The following is a 16463-nucleotide window of genomic DNA, read 5'->3' on the forward strand; positions in this document are numbered from 1 at the left end:
CCCTCCTGCGTGCCCATCGCGGCACACGGGGACAAGACCTACAGAAAAGCGATATCCTCCGCCAGCACCGACACGTCGCTCAACCCTTCCAGGATCAGCGTGTCGCCACTGTCGAATGTGATGACCGTATCGCCGTCCACCACCTGCGCGCGGTCCATGACCGCCTGCGCGTCATCGGCCAGACCCGCCGCGATCAGCAGCCGGTCGATGCCGACCTCGAAATCCGCGATCCGGTCGGTGCCTGCGTCGAAATGGAACTGGTCCGCACCGAGGCCGCCCATCATGTAATCGTCACCCGCCCCGCCAAACAGCAGATCGTCACCCGCGTTGCCCACCAGCCGGTCGTCATGCGTGCCGCCATACAAGGTATCGTTGCCGGTCCCGCCATAGAGCACGTCCATCCCCTCGCCACCGTAGAGCGTATCGTCACCCGCACCGCCCGACAGGCGGTCGCGGCCCTCGTCCCCGGTCAGCACGTCAGCACCGTCCTCGCCCGACAGCCGGTCGCGGCCATCGGCACCGGACAGCTGGTTGCTGCCCGCGTTGCCAGTCAGGAAATCGCCCCCCGCGCTGCCGGTCAGGTCCAGATCGGCGCGGCCCAGCAGGCGCACCTCGGTGGTGCCGAAATCGACCGTGGCGGACCCCGACAGCAACAGCACGCGGTCGCCGTCGGCGGCCGTCACCACGTCCAGTTTCACGTTGCCCGCGCTGGTGTCGATGCTCAGTTCCGCCAGCACGTCGTCACCGACCAGCACCGTCACGTCACTGGCCACCTCGGGGGCCACCGCCAGCGCATAGCCGCCAGCCTCGGCGGTCTGCACGCTGCGGCTACCGTGGCGCAGGGTGACACCCTTGACCCCCTCGCCCATGCCGTAGAACAGGTCGCCGTCCGCATCGTCAAAGGCCACCCCGGTGACAAAGACATCCGTCCCCGTCGCCGCGAAATTCACCGTTGTCATCGAGGCCGCGTAATCCCGCCCCTCCTCGGTAAAGGTGCCACCGACCTGGCCGATCCCCACCTCCTTGAGCTGGGGGGCAAAGGTGTTGACGCGGTGCGTTTCGCTGCGGAACAGACCTTCGTGATGGGCAGCGATCGCGGTGGACATGTCGATGCTGCCGGTGCCGTAGACCCCGCGCCAGGCAAGGTTTTCACGCCAGGACCAGGCCCCGGTGAAGTCATATCCTTCGGCCCGCATCCGGGTGCCGCCGTTCGACCCATTCGCCCCGCCGTGGCTGAAACTGTCGTTCTCCAGCATCCATGCACTGTGGCCGGTGGCGGCCGCATGCAACTGGTCATTGGGGGCCAGCACCTGTTTTGCGCTGGTGGTGATGGTGCCGTCCTTGAGGTCGGCATTCAGGTCGATCCCGTAACGCGCCGCCTCGGCCTGCGGGTCCAGGCGGGCACGGTTGATCAACTCTAACAGATATTGCTCGTTACGATTGAATGACACGACCGGGGGCAGCCTTCGGTTTCAGGGGGATTCCCACAGCAGCAGCGGAAATCATCAACCTTCAGGAAACCGGGCAAAGGTGCCGCGCAGGCGGCGCGATACTGTCGGAATTGTGGTTAAACAACCTCAGGGTTGCAACACAGCGTTGCCTGTTCTGCGACAATCATCGTCGCAGGACAGGATCAGTTCGCAAGCCCCAGCGTCGCACCCGCCAGCCCGATGACCGAGGCGGTCGCCCCCAGCGGGCTTTCGGTGGCATAGACCAGATCACCGGGCTGGATCTGGAACTTGCCCGCGCTGAACAATCCGTCCGCCGATGTCAGGTCGATGGTGAACACCACCCGTTCCTGCGGCGGCCCGGCGGAACTGACGGGACCTGCCACCGTATCGGCGGCGGCGTATTCGCGCAGCACCAGAATGGCCTGCGGATTGGCACGGGCGTCGTTCACACCGCCGATGATCGCCAGCGCATCCAGTGCCGTGACCTCATCCTTGGGAAAGACATGCAGCGATTCCGTGGTGGTCGCCCCCAGCGACAGGAAATAGCGGTCGTCCGCCTCGATCAGCACGCGGTCACCGCCCTGGATCACCGTATCCAGGGATGGGTCGTCGAACAGACGGTTCAGACCGATGCCATAGGACCGGTTGCCCCGGAACAGGCGCACCTGCGGGTTGGGCAGCGCATCGTTCACGCCGCCGCCCAGCGACAGCAGCGTCAGCAGGCTGACATTGCGATCGGGCAGCGGATAGACACCGGGTGCGCGCACGCCCGACACCAGATTGGCGGTATTGGCCCGACCGGGATCGACGCTCAGCTGCACCTGTGCGGATGGCACGGTGTTCACCAGCATTTCCTGAATGCGCGTGCGGGCCGTGTCGGGGGCCATGCCGCTGACGCGCATGTTGCCCACGAATGGCAAAAAGATTCGTCCGTCCGGGCCAACCTTGACGTTCTGCAACTGGGCCACGCGCTGGCCGGGGGCGGTCAGCAGCGAATTTTCCTCGGCGTCCCAGATGGTGATCGCCAGCGTGTCACCGGGGGTGATGATCATGCTCTGGGGTTGGGCCTGATGGCTGATCCAGGACATCCGGTCCGTGTTGTTGGACGGCCAGGCCTGCAACACCGGCAGGCTGTCGCGCGTCACGCTGAACACGGAAAAATCATAGACCGGGGTGCCGTCCACATCCGACACCTGCGTGCTGCTGGCGGCCAGAACCTCGGACTGGAAACCGGCCCCACGCGGCGCGTTGCAGGCCGCAAGGCCCGCCGTAAGCACCGTCAGCAGTGCCGTGCGCATGATGACATTCATGACCGTCTCCCCTGGTCCGCACTGGCCCCTCTGGCAGGAGAGGTCTCGGTGGCGGTTGGGCGCAAAATACAAGCCCGCCCCAAAGGGTCAATCGCCCATTACCCAATGCAGGGGATTTCGCGCGGGCCGTGCCCTTTGCCCCACGCGCCAGTTCCGGTTATAGCGCAGCGACATGTGGGGTGCCGAGGGCAGAATGACACAGCGGTTTATCATGGTCGGCGCGGGCTTTTCCGGCGCGGTCGTCGCACGCAAGCTGGCAGAGGCAGGCCATGCCTGCACCGTCGTCGATGCACGCGATCACGTGGCGGGCAATTGCCACACGGCCCGCGATGCCGATACCGGCGTCATGGTTCATACCTACGGGCCGCATATCTTTCACACCGGCGATGACGAGGTCTGGGACTATGTCCGGAAATTCGGTGAATTCGCGCCCTACAAGAACCGGGTGAAATCCACGCACAAGGGGGCGGTCTATACCCTGCCCGTCAACCTGCACACGATGAACCAGTTCTTCGGCACCGCCCTGCGCCCCGACGAGATGCGCGCCCATGTCGCCACCCTGACCGCCGATATTCCCGAACCCGAAAGCTTCGAGGAACAGGCGCTCGCCTTTGTCGGGCCCGACCTCTACGCCGCGTTTTTCAAGGGCTACACCGAGAAACAATGGGGCACGTCGCCGGCCAACCTGCCGGCCTCGATCCTGAAACGCCTGCCGCTGCGGTTCAACTACGACGACAATTACTTTGCCCATCCGCATCAAGGGATGCCGGTGGATGGCTATACTGCGCTGGTGGAAAACATCCTCGATCATCCGCTGATCACGGTCCGGCTGAACACCGTGTTCGATCCCGCCACCGCCGGTGACTGGGACCATGTGTTCTGGTCCGGGCCGCTGGACGGGTTCTTTGGCTATGACATTGGTCGGCTGGGCTATCGCACGCTGGATTTCGAGGAATTCCGCGCGATAGGCGACTGGCAGGGCTGTGCGGTGATGAACCATCCGGATCCGGAAGTGCCGTTTACGCGCATTACCGAACACAAGCACTTCGCACCCTGGGAAAGTCACGAAAAATCAGTGCTTTACCGTGAATACGCCCGCGCCTGCGAACCAGGCGACACGCCCTATTACCCGATCCGCCTGGTCGCGGAAAAAGCCCTGCTGTCAGACTATGTGGAACGGGCCAAGACCGTGTCCAACGTGACATTCATGGGCCGATTGGGCACCTACCGTTACCTCGACATGGATGTCACCATCCGCGAGGCGCTGGATACCGCTGACGCTTTTCTGGCAGCACAGGCCGCTGGCACCCCTGCCCCGCTCTTTTCACAGGCCCCGCTATGACCCTTTGCGCTATCGTCGTCACGTTCAACCGCTTGGCGGAATTGCAGATCACCCTGCCCCGCCTGCTGGCCGAGGATGTCGATCATATCGTCGTCGTCGACAACGCCAGCACCGATGCAACACCCAACTGGCTGCCCGCACAGGCCAGCGACCGGGTGCATGTCATCCGGCTGGACGACAACACCGGCGGTGCTGGGGGGTTTGAGGCTGGCATGGCCTATGCCCGCGACCAGCTTGACCCCGACTGGGTGGTGCTGATGGATGACGACGCCCGCCCTGCCCCCGGCGCGCTGGCGGTGTTTCGCCGCGAAACACCCGGCCTGGAGTCGCAATTCCCCCGCCTTGGCTGTGTCGCCGCCGCCGTGTTCTATCCCGACGGCACCCTGTGCGAGATGAACCGCCCGTCGCGTAATCCGTTCTGGCACGCGGGGCTGTTCGCCAAGACCCTGTTCACCGGATCGCGCGCGGGATTTCACGTCTCTGACGCGGCCTTTGCCCCCGACGCCCCTGCCCTGCCGCTCGATGTGGCGTCCTTCGTCGGCTACTTCGTCCACCGTGACGCGGTGGCCAAAATCGGCCTGCCAGAGGGTGGTTTGTTCATCTACGGCGATGACGTGCTCTATTCCCTGCGCCTGCGCCGCGCTGGGTTCACCATGGCGCTGGCGCCTTCCGTGCGATTCGAACACGACTGCGGCACATTGGGTGAGGGGTTCGTCTATCGCCCCCTGTGGAAAATCTACTACCACTGCCGCAACGGCGTCAGCATCGCGCGCCAGGCCGCAGGGCCGATCGTATTTCCCGCAGCCCTCGCCTATTACACGCTGATGTGGTGGCGCCGTGGCCGCCATACCCAAGGCGTGGAACGCCGCACCTATTACAAACTGATGCGCATGGGCCTGCGCGACGGGCTGCTGCGCCGCCGCGGGCGCAATGACACGGCACATGCCCTTGCAAGGGCCGCTGACAAACCGGCCCAAGCCGCGTAACAAGGCCATAGCAGAAAAGGCCACGCCAGATGACCGAGACCCCACAGACCCCTGAACCGACCACCACGGCAGCCCCCGCAGCCCCCAAAAAACCCGCAAAGCCGATCAAGCCCGTCGCAGGGCCCGCCCGCGTGCGCAAGCGGCACTGGGGCCTTGTCGTGTCCTTTGCGGTCATCACACTGCTGCCGATCCTGCTCAGCGCGTTTTACCTCTGGGGGCGGGCTGCGGATCAATATGCCTCGACCCTGGGGTTCACCGTCCGCTCCGAAGAGGTCGCAACCCCCGCCGACATGCTTAGCGGATTGGGCGGCGGTCTGGCCGGCGGCGGGTCCGCCAGCCGCGAAACAGACATCCTGTATGAATTCATCCGCAGTCAGGAAATGGTCCGTCAGGTCGACGCGGCCCTCGACCTGAAAACGATCTACGCCCGCCACCACGACAGCGATCCGCTGCTGGGTTTCGACCCCGACGGCGCCACGATCGAGGATTTGACCTCTTACTGGCAGCGCATGGTCCGGATTTCCTACGACAGCGGCACCGGGTTGATGGAACTGCTGGTGCTGGCCTTTGACCCCGCCGACGCCACCCGCATCGCCGAGGAAATCTTTGAGCAGGGCAGCACGCTGATCAACCAGCTGTCACAGATCGCCCGCGATGATGCGACCCGCTACGCCCAGGAGGATCTGCTGATCGCCGTGGACCGCCTGAAATACGTCCGTGAGGCGCTGACCACATTCCGCCTGCAAAACCAGATCGTCGACCTGACGGCTGACATTCAGGGCCAGATGGGCCTGCTGAACACGCTACAGGCGCAACAGGCCGCGGCCCTGATCGAATTCGACCTGATCTCTGAAACCGCCAGCGCCAGCGATCCGCGCGTCGCACAGGCCCGCCGCAGGCTCGAGGTGATCGAGGCGCGTATCGCAGAGGAACGGCGCAAGTTCGGATCGGGCGGCGGATCGGCCGATCCCGAAGGCGTCGAATACGCCGAGACCGTCGCGGAATTCGAACGCCTGACCGTGGACCGCGAATACGCCGAAAACGCCTATGCGCTCGCACTCAGCGCATTCGATGTCGCCCGCGGCGAGGCCAACCGCCAGAGCTTTTATCTCGCCCCCTACATCACGCCGACGCTGGCCGAAAAATCCCAGTATCCGCAACGCTGGCTGATCCTGTCACTGGTGGCGCTGTTCAGCTTTCTGATCTGGGCCATCACCAGCCTGATCTACTACGCCCTGCGCGATCGCAAATGATCCAGTTCGACAACGTCACGAAAACCTTTCGCACCCCCGGCGGGCGCAAGACGATCTTTCGCAACGCCAACGTGACGTTTCCCACAGGGCGGTCGGTGGGTCTGCTGGGACGCAACGGTGCAGGCAAGACCACGTTGATGAGCATGATCGGCGGGTCGATCCGTCCCGACAGCGGCATCATCCACAAGACCGGCACCGTCAGCTGGACCGTGGGGTTTGCAGGCAGTTTCAATCGGCTGATGACCGGAGCGCAGAACACGAAATTCGTGGCCCGCATCTACGGCGTCGATACCGACGAGCTGGTGGATTTCGTGCAGGATTTCGCCGAACTCGGCCCGCATTTTCACGCACCGGTGCAAAGCTATTCCTCGGGCATGAGGTCACGTCTCGCCTTTGGCATCTCCATCGGCATCCCCTTTGACACCTATCTTGTGGACGAGGTCACATCCGTGGGCGACGCCGCCTTCAAGCGCAAGAGCCGCGCCGCTTTCATGGACCGGATGACAACGGCGGGGGCAATCGTGGTGACGCACTCGATGACGCAGATCAAACGCCTGTGCGATGCAGGTGTCGTGCTCGAGGACGGTCAACTGACCTATTTCGACAATATCGATGACGCGATCGCCCAGCACCACATCAACATGGGATCGACCGAAGACGAATGATTGTCGCGCTGCGAAACAGGCTCTGACCCCGGGGTCAGAGCCTGTTTTTTATCTACGATCCAGATCGCGCAGCGCCTGCAACATCCGCGACACGAACGCCTGATCCTGCAGCGCTGCACCCGTCAGCCGGATTTGCCCGTCCTTGTCCACGCGATATTCCAGACCGTCACACAGCGTTTCGCGCAGCGACGGCAGCTTGGGCCGGTCCTGCGGTGCATAGGGTGGGGCAGGGGCATGGGTCGCAGCAATCGTATCCGCGATGATCTGCGCCTCTTGTGCGGCCGTCCGCTGCGGTGTCCGCGACAGGGCTGCCGTCAGACGGTCGGCCAGCGTGGTATCCGCCTCCAGCGCCTGCACCAGCGCCAAACCGGACCGTTCCGTCAGGTCCGTGGGATGGGCCAGAACAGGGTCTAACAAACGCACGATAGACACGAAATTACCAATCTTGGATCGCTTGGACCGCGACACGGCGGCGAACAACTGCGACAGCGCAACCCGGTCGCTGCTGAACACGCCCTTGTCCACCGCACGCGCCACGATCCGGGCACGTTCATAGAACGACAGGCCGACGCGGATCTCGTTTTCCTCGACCATGGCAACATAGGCGTCCGCCGCATCGGACGGGGTGCGCACGATGGCAAGAACAGTCTCGAACGCAGCATCTTTCGTCTCGAACGCCAGATCGCGCAGGGCCCCCAGACGACGCCAGCCCGAAATCAGACCAAAGCGCCCACCTTCCAGTGCCACCACCTCGATCGCGGTCTGCTGGCCACGTTCGCGGATGCTGTCCTTGAGGACCGTCATCTCTTCGGCATCGGCGACCATGCGGTCGCGCACCAGATGATCGGCGTCGATCAGGTCCAGCGGCAGGCGCTGGATCAGGCGTCCTTCGCTGCGGGCATCGGTCAGGGTTTGCGCGACCTCGGCCAGGGCGGCTGACGACGATGCATCCTGTGCGACATCCGCAATCGGGATCCGCGTGCCCGACAATCCGCGCGGCATGGCGGTCTTGGTTTCGGGGGCCGCGACCTGGGCGTGGCGGGTCGGTTCCGGTGTCAGTCTCTTACGCTTGGCCATCGGGTGTCTCCTTGCGGGATGCGACAATCAGGGGGCCTGGTAAACAGGTTCTGAGCCCTGCGCCCGCTGCGCAAAAATTATATGTCGATTCCGTGATGTTTCGCATGCGAAACATATTATGTAATATAGCGATCACTCCGCAGCCTTTGCCTGCGCCAGTTCATCCCGCCGCCAGGCCCCCAAGAGCAGGCTCTTGAAGGCAGCATAGGTGGCGTCAAATGTCTCGCGACCGCGGGCATATGTTTCGCGATTGAAATCGCGGTAATCCGCCTCGTAGATCCCCTGGACCTGTTCGCCGGCCTGACCGATCAGGGCGGTGAAATCCTGACGGTGGGGCGACAGGGTCTTGCCCAGATAGGCCTGCATCAGACCCGCCATTTCGGTCTGCTGGCTGCCGTCGAAACGGGTCACGACCGCACGGACCGCATCCCACTGGAACGCCATCTCTTCACGTCCCAGCGCACGAGCGGCAAGGTTCTCGCCTTCCTCGATGGATTGGAACGTGGTGTGGAGCATGTCGAAAAACCGCCCCGTGGAATCGAATTCCAGAAAGCTCGCACCGACGGGGACCAGCAGGATATCGGCGGCGGCCAACCCGTTGATCGTCAGATACCCCAGGGCAGGGGGCGTATCGATGAAGATCACGTCGTAGTCGTCAAGGATGCCGTCGGCGTCCAGCGTATCGGTCAGCGCATCCCACAGTTTCCATCCGCGACCCTGCATCCGCCAGACCGGCACCTGAAATTCCGCCCAATAGAGATTCAGCTGGGCGCCGATCAGATCGATGTTGGGCCAGTGGGTTTTCTGCACGAGGCTTTGCGCCGTGATCCCCAACGCCTCGGTCAGGGTGTCATCCAGTGGCTGGGGAGCGTCACCGCGATCCAGCCGCCGCTGGTTGTCGAGTTGCAGGTGTTTCGCATAATGCCGCGCCAGCAGCGGGAACACCGTTTGCCATTCATCCTCGACCCGGCCGCCAAAGACGGATGTCATCGAGGCCTGACTGTCCAGATCGATGACCAGCACGCGGTAACCATCGAGGGCGGCCGACATCGCCAGATGCGCCGCAGTGGATGTCTTGCCCACACCGCCTTTGAAGTTCGCGACCGCCACCATTTTGGCAGGCAGCCCCTTGGGGCGGTAGGGGACATATTCCTTGGCCTTGGATCCTTCGCGGCCAAAAAAGGCGCGCAGGCGCAGAACCTCGTCGAGGGTGAACCACTTGGCGCCGCCCGTGGTTTCCGACTGGCCCTGCGGCAGGTCGGGGTTCTGTTTCAGCACGCGGCGGAAATGGGCCTGGGCCACGGGGATCAGGTAGCGGGTGATTTCCCAGGTCGAGAACAAGCGCAGATGCCGCTGACCATCCTCTGCCAATCCACGCCCGGCCAGGTCGTCACGGCCCGCGCGGGCCGCCCCTGCGATACTGGCGAAACCGGTGGTGGTGACGGGATCATCCAGATCGGCCAGCGCCTGGTCTGGGTTGATGCGAAAATATGGTGGAAGGTCTGTGCTGCTCATCTCTTGATCCCTCTGGCGGCCTTATGTGCGGCCTTTGGGTCAATATACGCAAAAACCACGCACATGGAAGAAAAGGTTGCACATGGGCGCGTTTTTCTAAGCAAATCAAGGGGGATGACACAGCGCTACCACGGCTTTGGTGTGCTGCCAAAAAAAATATGGTGTTAGAGATCGTTAGTTGATGGTTATGGAAACAGGCAGCATCGGTAACAGCCTGATTCAACGCAGATTATCGCGTCACCGAAACACCGCTGCGACTCTGATCCCCCGATAGCCCGACTCTGATACACCAATGCGGTGACTCTGATCCCCCGTTCACGGGCGTTTACACAGACCTGTGGATAACTTTAGGGTGTCACTGAAACCCCGAAGCGGGAATCGACCGGCAACGACCGGAAGCAGGACAGGCAGACCGACATGAGCACCGCGCGACCGGACGATTTTTTCGTATGCGATATCTTTGACGCAGCCCCCAAGGGGGATCTGGGGTCGATGGAACATCCGATGTTTTCACTGTCCACGCGGCCTGACAAGACAATCCGCCATTATACCCGTGGTGATACCACGGTGACGGTGACGCCTTCGGTGCGGGGGCGGGCCACGATCCACGACAAGGACATCCTGATCTATTGCATCAGCCAGTTGATGGCCGCCCTCAACGCAGGCCGTGCGATTGCCCGCACCCTGACGCTGACGGCGCATGATCTGCTGATGGCGACCCAGCGCGACACGGGCGGCGACAGCTATACCCGGTTGCGCGACGGGTTCGAACGGCTGGCCGGCACCCGCATCACCACCAACATCGTCACGGGTGATCTGGAAACCACCACCGGTTTCGGCCTGATCGAAAGCTGGGAGATCGTGCGCAAATCCCGCGGTGGCCGGATGGTCAGTGTGCGCGTGACCCTGTCGGACTGGCTGTTCCGGGCGGTGCAGGCCAAATCCGTCCTGACGCTGAGCCGCGATTATTTCAGCCTGCGCAAACCGCTCGAACGCCGCATCTACGAGCTGGCCCGCAAACATTGCGGCCAGCAGCGGACCTGGCGTGCGAGTGTCGCCACGCTGCACGAAAAGGCGGGATCGGACGCGCCCCTGCGCGTGTTTCGTGCGGCGCTGCGCCGGATGATCACCGCCGACGGACTGCCTGACTATACGATGGAAGAAGAGGCGGGCGATCTCATCCGGTTCACCCGGCGCGGGATGCCCGCCGAACAGGCCGGTGTCACGCTCAAACCCCAGACGCTGGATGCGGCGCGCGCGCTGGCGCCGGGCTGGGATGTCTATGCGCTGGAATCCGAATGGCGCGCGTTCTGGGTCGCCAGTGGCCGCCCCGCGTTGCGGTCGGCGGATGCGGCCTATCTGGGCTGGCTCAAGGGGCGGGTGGCCCGTTAGTTCGGGGCGGTCATGCCGATCAGGCCGGAACAGTTGAAATAGCGCGTGCCCCCCAGCGTGCTGCCCGCCGCGGCGCGGATCGCGGCAAAGATATAGCCTTCGTCGGGGGCGGTGTAATCTACCGCGTAATTGACCCGCACCATGCCGTTGATCTGGCCAAGGCCTGTTACGGCCGGGGCCACGATGGTGTCGCGCAGGGTGGATGTGTTGTTGGTCCAGCCCGCGTTCCAGGGGCCATATTGGAAATAGATCCCGATCTCGAGGTCGGCCACGTCGCTGCTGGTGATGTCGCCCGCCAGCACGATCCGGTCGATATGGGATCCGGCCGAAATCAGCAGTGCGGCACAGTCGAAATCGATGCTGGGTTCTGCCCCGGTGCCAAGGTTCTGCGAGGCATTGGCCGATCCGGTATGCGACGAGGGCGCGCACCAGCGCTGGTCGGGATAGAGAAAATGCCGGAACCGATAGCTGAGCAATTGCCGCGCCCCCTGGGACGCGTCTGTGGTAGGGGTCGCGGGCAGGGTGACCGCACCGGTGGCGGCATCGATGCGCAGCGCTTCGGTGAATGTGCTGCCGTCTGCGCTGACCTTGATCGCGAAATCATCGCTGCCCGCCAGCCCCATTTCCGCCCGCCCCGACCAACCTGACTGGAACAGCAGGCTGGCGGTATCGGTGGGACCCGCCTTGTTGACCTTGAGCTGGTGACCGCCGCCTGCGTGGGTCAGCAGCGTGGCATCCGCGGCCACCGCCAGCCGGTTGGTGGTGTCTGCCGTGGTGTTCACACCGACGCCCGGCAGATTGTCCAGATCAGGGGCACCGCCGACCGTGTCCCAGCCGGTGCCGGTATTCACCCGCAGCACGCCCGCCGCCCGGTCCCACAGCCGCCAGCCGACCGCCGGCGTGATGAACAACCAGCCGCCGCCCGCGATACAGGCGATATCGCCGTCATGCCCGGCCCAGTCGCCGGTGGGGGCCGCGCCCAGATGCCAGCAGGTGCCTTCGGTCAGGGTGCCGGGTGGGTCGGTGGCGTCGAACCCCGCAACGGCCCCCTGCACGATCAGGTCCAGCCGTTCGAGGGCCGCGTTATGGGTCACGTGTTTCTGCGCCTGCGCGCCCTCGATAAACGGCAGATCGAGGCGGGGGGTATATGTGGTCATGGCATGGCTCCGGTCATCAGGGATCGCGCGATGATGTCCTGCGCCAGGGTGAACGCGGTCTGACCGCAGCGCCCGGCCTATGGGGCAGACCCGCAACGGTCCGTGGCGAATGCCGGACCCTTTGCCCCCCGCAGTTGTGAGGGTGCGGGTTTTGCGACAGAAGACCGATGACAGGCGTTGGAACGGGACCAGATACATGACGAAACGGGCTTTGATCACCGGTGTGACCGGGCAGGACGGCAGCTATCTGGCGGAGTTCCTGCTGGACAAGGGCTACGAGGTGCACGGCATCAAGCGCCGCGCGTCGCTGTTCAACACAGGCCGGGTCGATCACATCTATCAGGACCCGCATACCGACAACCAGCGGTTCCAGCTGCATTATGGCGACCTGACCGACAGTTCCAACCTGACCCGCATCATATCCGAAGTGCAACCCGACGAGGTCTATAACCTGGGCGCGCAATCCCACGTCGCCGTCAGTTTCGAGGCGCCCGAATACACCGCCGACGTGGATGCCATGGGCACCCTGCGCCTGCTCGAGGCGATCCGGTTTCTGGGGCTGGAGAAAAAGACGAAATTCTATCAGGCATCGACGTCGGAGCTGTATGGTTTGGTGCAGGAAACTCCACAGACCGAGACCACGCCGTTCCACCCCCGCAGCCCCTATGCGGTGGCCAAGATGTATGCCTACTGGATCGCCGTGAACTACCGCGAGGCCTACGGGATGTTCGCCTGCAACGGCATCCTGTTCAACCACGAGAGCCCGCGCCGCGGCGAGACATTCGTGACGCGCAAGATCACGCGGGGTCTGGCGAACATCGCCATGGGCCTCGAGGATTGCCTGTTCATGGGTAACATCGACAGTCTGCGCGACTGGGGCCATGCCAAGGATTACGTCCGCATGCAGTGGATGATGCTGCAGCAGGACGCGCCAGAGGATTACGTTATCGCCACCGGCGTGCAGTATTCCGTGCGCGAATTCATCACCTGGTCGGCGGCTGAAATGGGCGTGACGCTGGAGTTTACCGGCACCGGTGTGGACGAGATCGCGACCGTCACGGGCGTCGATGGCGATCTGGCCCCGCATATCGCGGTGGGCGATGTCATCATGCGCATCGACCCGCGCTATTTCCGCCCCGCCGAGGTCGAAACCCTGCTGGGCGATCCCGCCAAGGCGAAAAAGAACCTTGGCTGGACGCCAGAGATCACGGCGCAGGAAATGTGCGCCGAAATGGTGCGCGAAGATCTGAAATCCGCGCGCCGTCACGCGCTGCTGAAAACCCACGGTCTGGACCTGCCGGTCAGCGTCGAAGGGTAGGCCCATGAACTTTACCGGCTACCGGCGCGATATCGACGGGCTGCGCACGCTTGCCGTCGTGCCGGTGGTGCTGGGGCATGCGGGCCTGGGTCTGTTCGCAGGCGGTTTTGTCGGCGTGGACGTGTTTTTCGTGATTTCGGGGTTCCTGATCACGGGGATCCTTGTGCGCGAGCTGGAACAGGGGCGTTTTTCGCTGATCGATTTCTACGAACGCCGCGCGCGGCGCATCCTGCCCGCGCTGTTCGTTGTCTTGCTGGCCTGCATCGTGGTGTTTTGGTTTGTGCTGTCGCCCGTGCATTTTCAGGATCTGGGCAAATCCGGTGTCGCGACGCTGCTGTTTGCCTCCAACGTCTTTTTCTGGCGGCGGGGATCCGATTATTTCAGTGCGGATGTGGAAACGCAGCCCTTGCTGCACACCTGGTCGCTGGCGGTCGAGGAGCAATTCTACATCGTGTTCCCGGTGTTGCTGTGGCTGATCGCGGCCTGGCGGCGCACCAGCCGGACCCTGCTGATCGCGGGGCTGTCGCTGGCGTCATTCGCACTGGCGGTCTGGATGGTGCCCCGTCACCCGGTGGCTGCATTCTACCTGACGCCCACCCGTGTGTGGGAGCTGGGTCTGGGTGCGCTTCTGGCGCTGGGGGCGTTTCCTGCGCTGCGCCACCGGCTGCTGGCCGAACTGGTGGCCGCCGCCGGTCTGGTTGCCATCGCCTGGGCAGTGTTCACCCTGGACAAGACCGACCCCTTTCCGGGGTTGAACGCGCTGGCCCCCTGTCTGGGGGCGGTGGCGATCATTTGGGCGGGACAATCGCAGATCACGCTGACCGGGCGGCTCTTGTCCACCCGTGGCATGGTGGGGATCGGGCTGATGTCCTATTCGCTGTATCTGGTGCATTGGCCGGTGCTGGTGGCGGCACGGATCCTGACCAGTGCGCGCGGCAATCTGGACCCCGCAACCATCGTGATCTGTCTGATGCTGTCGCTGGCGCTGGCCTGGGCCAGCTGGCGTTTCGTGGAACGTCCGTTTCGCACACACAAGGGGGGCACAAGGTTCGGCCGCCGGGCGATCTTTGCGCTGTCGGGGGCCGGGGGTGCGGCCCTGCTGGGCTTGTTTGCCCTGCTGATCATGACACAAGGCGTTCCGCAACGCCTGCCATCCGGCTTGGCGGCAGAGTACATCCGCGTCACGACTGCGCCATCGCGGATCAAGACTTGCGGAATCGCCGAAATCGGGGTGCCTGGTTGTCGTCTAGGGTCAGACGCAGACCGCGCAGAGGGGCGTTTGATCCTGTGGGGAGATTCCCACGCCAGAGTCGCTGCCGATGGCCTCGATGACTGGATGGCAGAGCATCGATTGATAGGCGTGTCCTTTTACAAGCCGGGGTGCCTTCCGCTGTTGGGCGTGCAACGCACCCGTGCGTCAGGTCCGGACCCGTGTCAGGCGCATAATCGCCAGGTCATTGACTGGATCACCAGCCAAGGCCCTGTCGATACGATCGTGCTACATGCGCGCTGGATTCTCGCCGGTGCAGATACGGCATCTGATGACCGTCAGAGCCAGTTCAGAAAACTGTATCGTGTCTCTGACAGCATGCCCCAGGCGGCTACATCCGAACAGCTTTTGCGTGAGGGTCTGATGCAGACGATGGTAAGACTGCGGCCTTTGGCCCGGCGGATCGTCATCATCGGGCAGATGCCTGACATCGGGTTTAATGTCCCGAAAAGAACGGCAGAAGCAGCTATTCTAAGGCAGTCGGTGCCGGTCGGTCCTGATATCGCAACTTATGATCAAACGACCCAGACGACCCACGCCATTCTAAGAGATGTGGCACAGTTCCATAACGGGTTCTTTGTCTCTCCCAGATTACTGCTATGTGCAGATCATTGTGCGATCCGTCAGAATGGCGCATTTCTGTACCAAGATGACAATCATCTCAGTGTTTTGGGGTCTCGCCTGATACTCCCGCAGCTTCTGGATATGGTAAATGAGCTCTCGCTTTACCCGCAAAGGTAGTTGCATGGGTCTGCCGTATTTCAACAGGGTAGGTGCCTGAACATGAACTTTACCGGCTACCGGCGTGATATCGATGGGCTGCGCACACTCGCCGTCGTGCCGGTGGTGCTGGGGCATGCGGGCCTGGGTCTGTTCGCAGGTGGTTTTGTCGGCGTGGACGTGTTTTTCGTGATCTCGGGATTTTTGATCACGGGGATCCTTGTGCGCGAGCTGGAACAGGGGCGGTTTTCGCTGATCGATTTCTACGAACGCCGCGCGCGGCGCATCCTGCCCGCGCTGTTCGTGGTGCTGGCCGCCTGCATCGTGGTGTTCTGGTTTCTGTTGCTACCCCAGCACTACGTGGTGATAGGCAAGGCGGGGATCGCCTCGCTTCTGTTTTCGTCCAACATCTACTTTTTCCGCATCGACAGCGCTTATTTCGCAAACGCGACATCCATGCAGCCCTTGCTGCACACCTGGTCGCTGGCGGTCGAGGAGCAATTCTACATCGTGTTCCCGGTGTTGCTGTGGCTGATCGCGGCCTGGCGGCGCACCAGCCGGACCCTGCTGATCGCGGGGCTGTCGTTGGCGTCATTCGCACTGGCGGTCTGGATGGTGCCTCGTCACCCGGTCGCTGCATTCTACCTGACGCCGACGCGGGTGTGGGAGCTGGGTCTGGGCGCGCTTCTGGCGCTGGGGGCGTTTCCTGCGCTGCGCCACCGGCTGCTGGCCGAACTGGTGGCCGCCGCAGGTCTGGTTGCCATCGCCTGGGCGGTGTTCACGCTGGACAAGACCGACCCCTTTCCGGGGTTGAACGCGCTGGCCCCCTGCCTGGGGGCGGTGGCGATCATCTGGGCGGGGCAATCGCAGATCACGCTGACGGGGCGGCTGTTGTCCACCCGTGGCATGGTGGGGATCGGGCTGATGTCCTATTCGCTGTATCTGGTGCATTGGCCGGTGCTGGTGGCGGCACGGATCCTGACCAGTGCGCGCGGCAATCTGGACCC

The 16463-nt window shown here is 63.3% G+C and carries 13 protein-coding genes; 8 read left to right on the top strand and 5 right to left on the bottom strand.

Translation table 11 applies throughout. The features are described 5' to 3' along the window. Window positions 1-38: 38 nt before the first annotated feature. Window positions 39-1451, bottom strand: a complete 1413-nt coding sequence (locus tag LGQ03_RS16755; RefSeq protein WP_226749159.1) for a CAP domain-containing protein — start codon at window positions 1449-1451, stop codon at window positions 39-41. 182 nt (window positions 1452-1633) lie between these two features. After that, the gene (locus LGQ03_RS15710) at window positions 1634-2761 is read right to left on the bottom strand and encodes a polysaccharide biosynthesis/export family protein (RefSeq protein ID WP_226749160.1); all 1128 of its coding nucleotides are present in this window, start codon (window positions 2759-2761) and stop codon (window positions 1634-1636) included. A 193-nt stretch (window positions 2762-2954) separates the two neighbouring features. Between LGQ03_RS15710 and glf the strand changes: the two genes are divergently transcribed. The 4 genes from glf to LGQ03_RS15730 are packed head-to-tail and all read left to right on the top strand — an operon-like array spanning window position 2955 to window position 7007. After that, on the top strand, window positions 2955-4103 hold the full coding sequence (gene glf, locus LGQ03_RS15715; protein ID WP_226749161.1) for a UDP-galactopyranose mutase: 1149 nt from the start codon (window positions 2955-2957) through the stop codon (window positions 4101-4103). Further along, complete coding sequence (locus tag LGQ03_RS15720; RefSeq protein WP_226749162.1) at window positions 4100-5089, top strand: glycosyltransferase; 990 nt, start codon at window positions 4100-4102, stop codon at window positions 5087-5089. The genes glf and LGQ03_RS15720 overlap by 4 nt, the downstream gene beginning before the upstream one ends. A gap of 29 nt (window positions 5090-5118) precedes the next feature. Continuing rightward, entirely contained in the window at window positions 5119-6342 is a 1224-nt protein-coding gene (locus LGQ03_RS15725; protein WP_226749163.1) for a sugar transporter, read from the top strand. Next, entirely contained in the window at window positions 6339-7007 is a 669-nt protein-coding gene (locus LGQ03_RS15730; protein ID WP_090160993.1) for an ABC transporter ATP-binding protein, read from the top strand. The genes LGQ03_RS15725 and LGQ03_RS15730 overlap by 4 nt, the downstream gene beginning before the upstream one ends. Before the next feature lie 48 nt (window positions 7008-7055). Here LGQ03_RS15730 and LGQ03_RS15735 read toward each other — a convergent pair whose 3' ends face one another. Further along, window positions 7056-8084 carry a ParB/RepB/Spo0J family partition protein gene (locus LGQ03_RS15735; protein ID WP_226749164.1) on the bottom strand — a complete coding sequence of 343 codons (1029 nt, stop codon included), beginning with the start codon at window positions 8082-8084 and terminating at the stop codon, window positions 7056-7058. A gap of 132 nt (window positions 8085-8216) precedes the next feature. After that, window positions 8217-9599 (bottom strand): AAA family ATPase, encoded by a 1383-nt coding sequence (locus LGQ03_RS15740; RefSeq protein ID WP_090160997.1) that lies wholly within the window; start codon window positions 9597-9599, stop codon window positions 8217-8219. Window positions 9600-10016: 417 nt separating this feature from the next. Between LGQ03_RS15740 and LGQ03_RS15745 the strand changes: the two genes are divergently transcribed. Further along, window positions 10017-10991: a replication initiator protein A gene (locus LGQ03_RS15745; protein ID WP_226749165.1), complete on the top strand. Its 975-nt coding sequence runs from the start codon at window positions 10017-10019 to the stop codon at window positions 10989-10991. Here LGQ03_RS15745 and LGQ03_RS15750 read toward each other — a convergent pair. Further along, window positions 10988-12148, bottom strand: a complete 1161-nt coding sequence (locus LGQ03_RS15750) for a DUF2793 domain-containing protein (RefSeq protein WP_226749166.1) — start codon at window positions 12146-12148, stop codon at window positions 10988-10990. The genes LGQ03_RS15745 and LGQ03_RS15750 overlap by 4 nt on opposite strands. A 196-nt stretch (window positions 12149-12344) precedes the next feature. On the opposite strand from LGQ03_RS15750, the gene gmd reads away from it, so the two are divergent. From gmd to LGQ03_RS15765, 3 genes are all read left to right on the top strand, one after another. Further along, window positions 12345-13466 carry a GDP-mannose 4,6-dehydratase gene (gmd, locus tag LGQ03_RS15755; protein WP_226749167.1) on the top strand — a complete coding sequence of 374 codons (1122 nt, stop codon included), beginning with the start codon at window positions 12345-12347 and terminating at the stop codon, window positions 13464-13466. A gap of 4 nt (window positions 13467-13470) precedes the next feature. Then, a complete protein-coding gene (locus tag LGQ03_RS15760) occupies window positions 13471-15477 on the top strand; it encodes an acyltransferase family protein (RefSeq protein ID WP_226749168.1) in 2007 nt (668 codons plus the stop codon). 42 nt (window positions 15478-15519) lie between these two features. Next, a partial coding sequence (locus tag LGQ03_RS15765) for an acyltransferase family protein (protein WP_226749169.1) occupies window positions 15520-16463 on the top strand: 944 nt, incomplete at its 3' end.

The sequence above is a fragment of the Loktanella gaetbuli genome (assembly GCF_020531945.1).
Classification (GTDB): Bacteria; Pseudomonadota; Alphaproteobacteria; order Rhodobacterales; family Rhodobacteraceae; genus Loktanella; species Loktanella gaetbuli.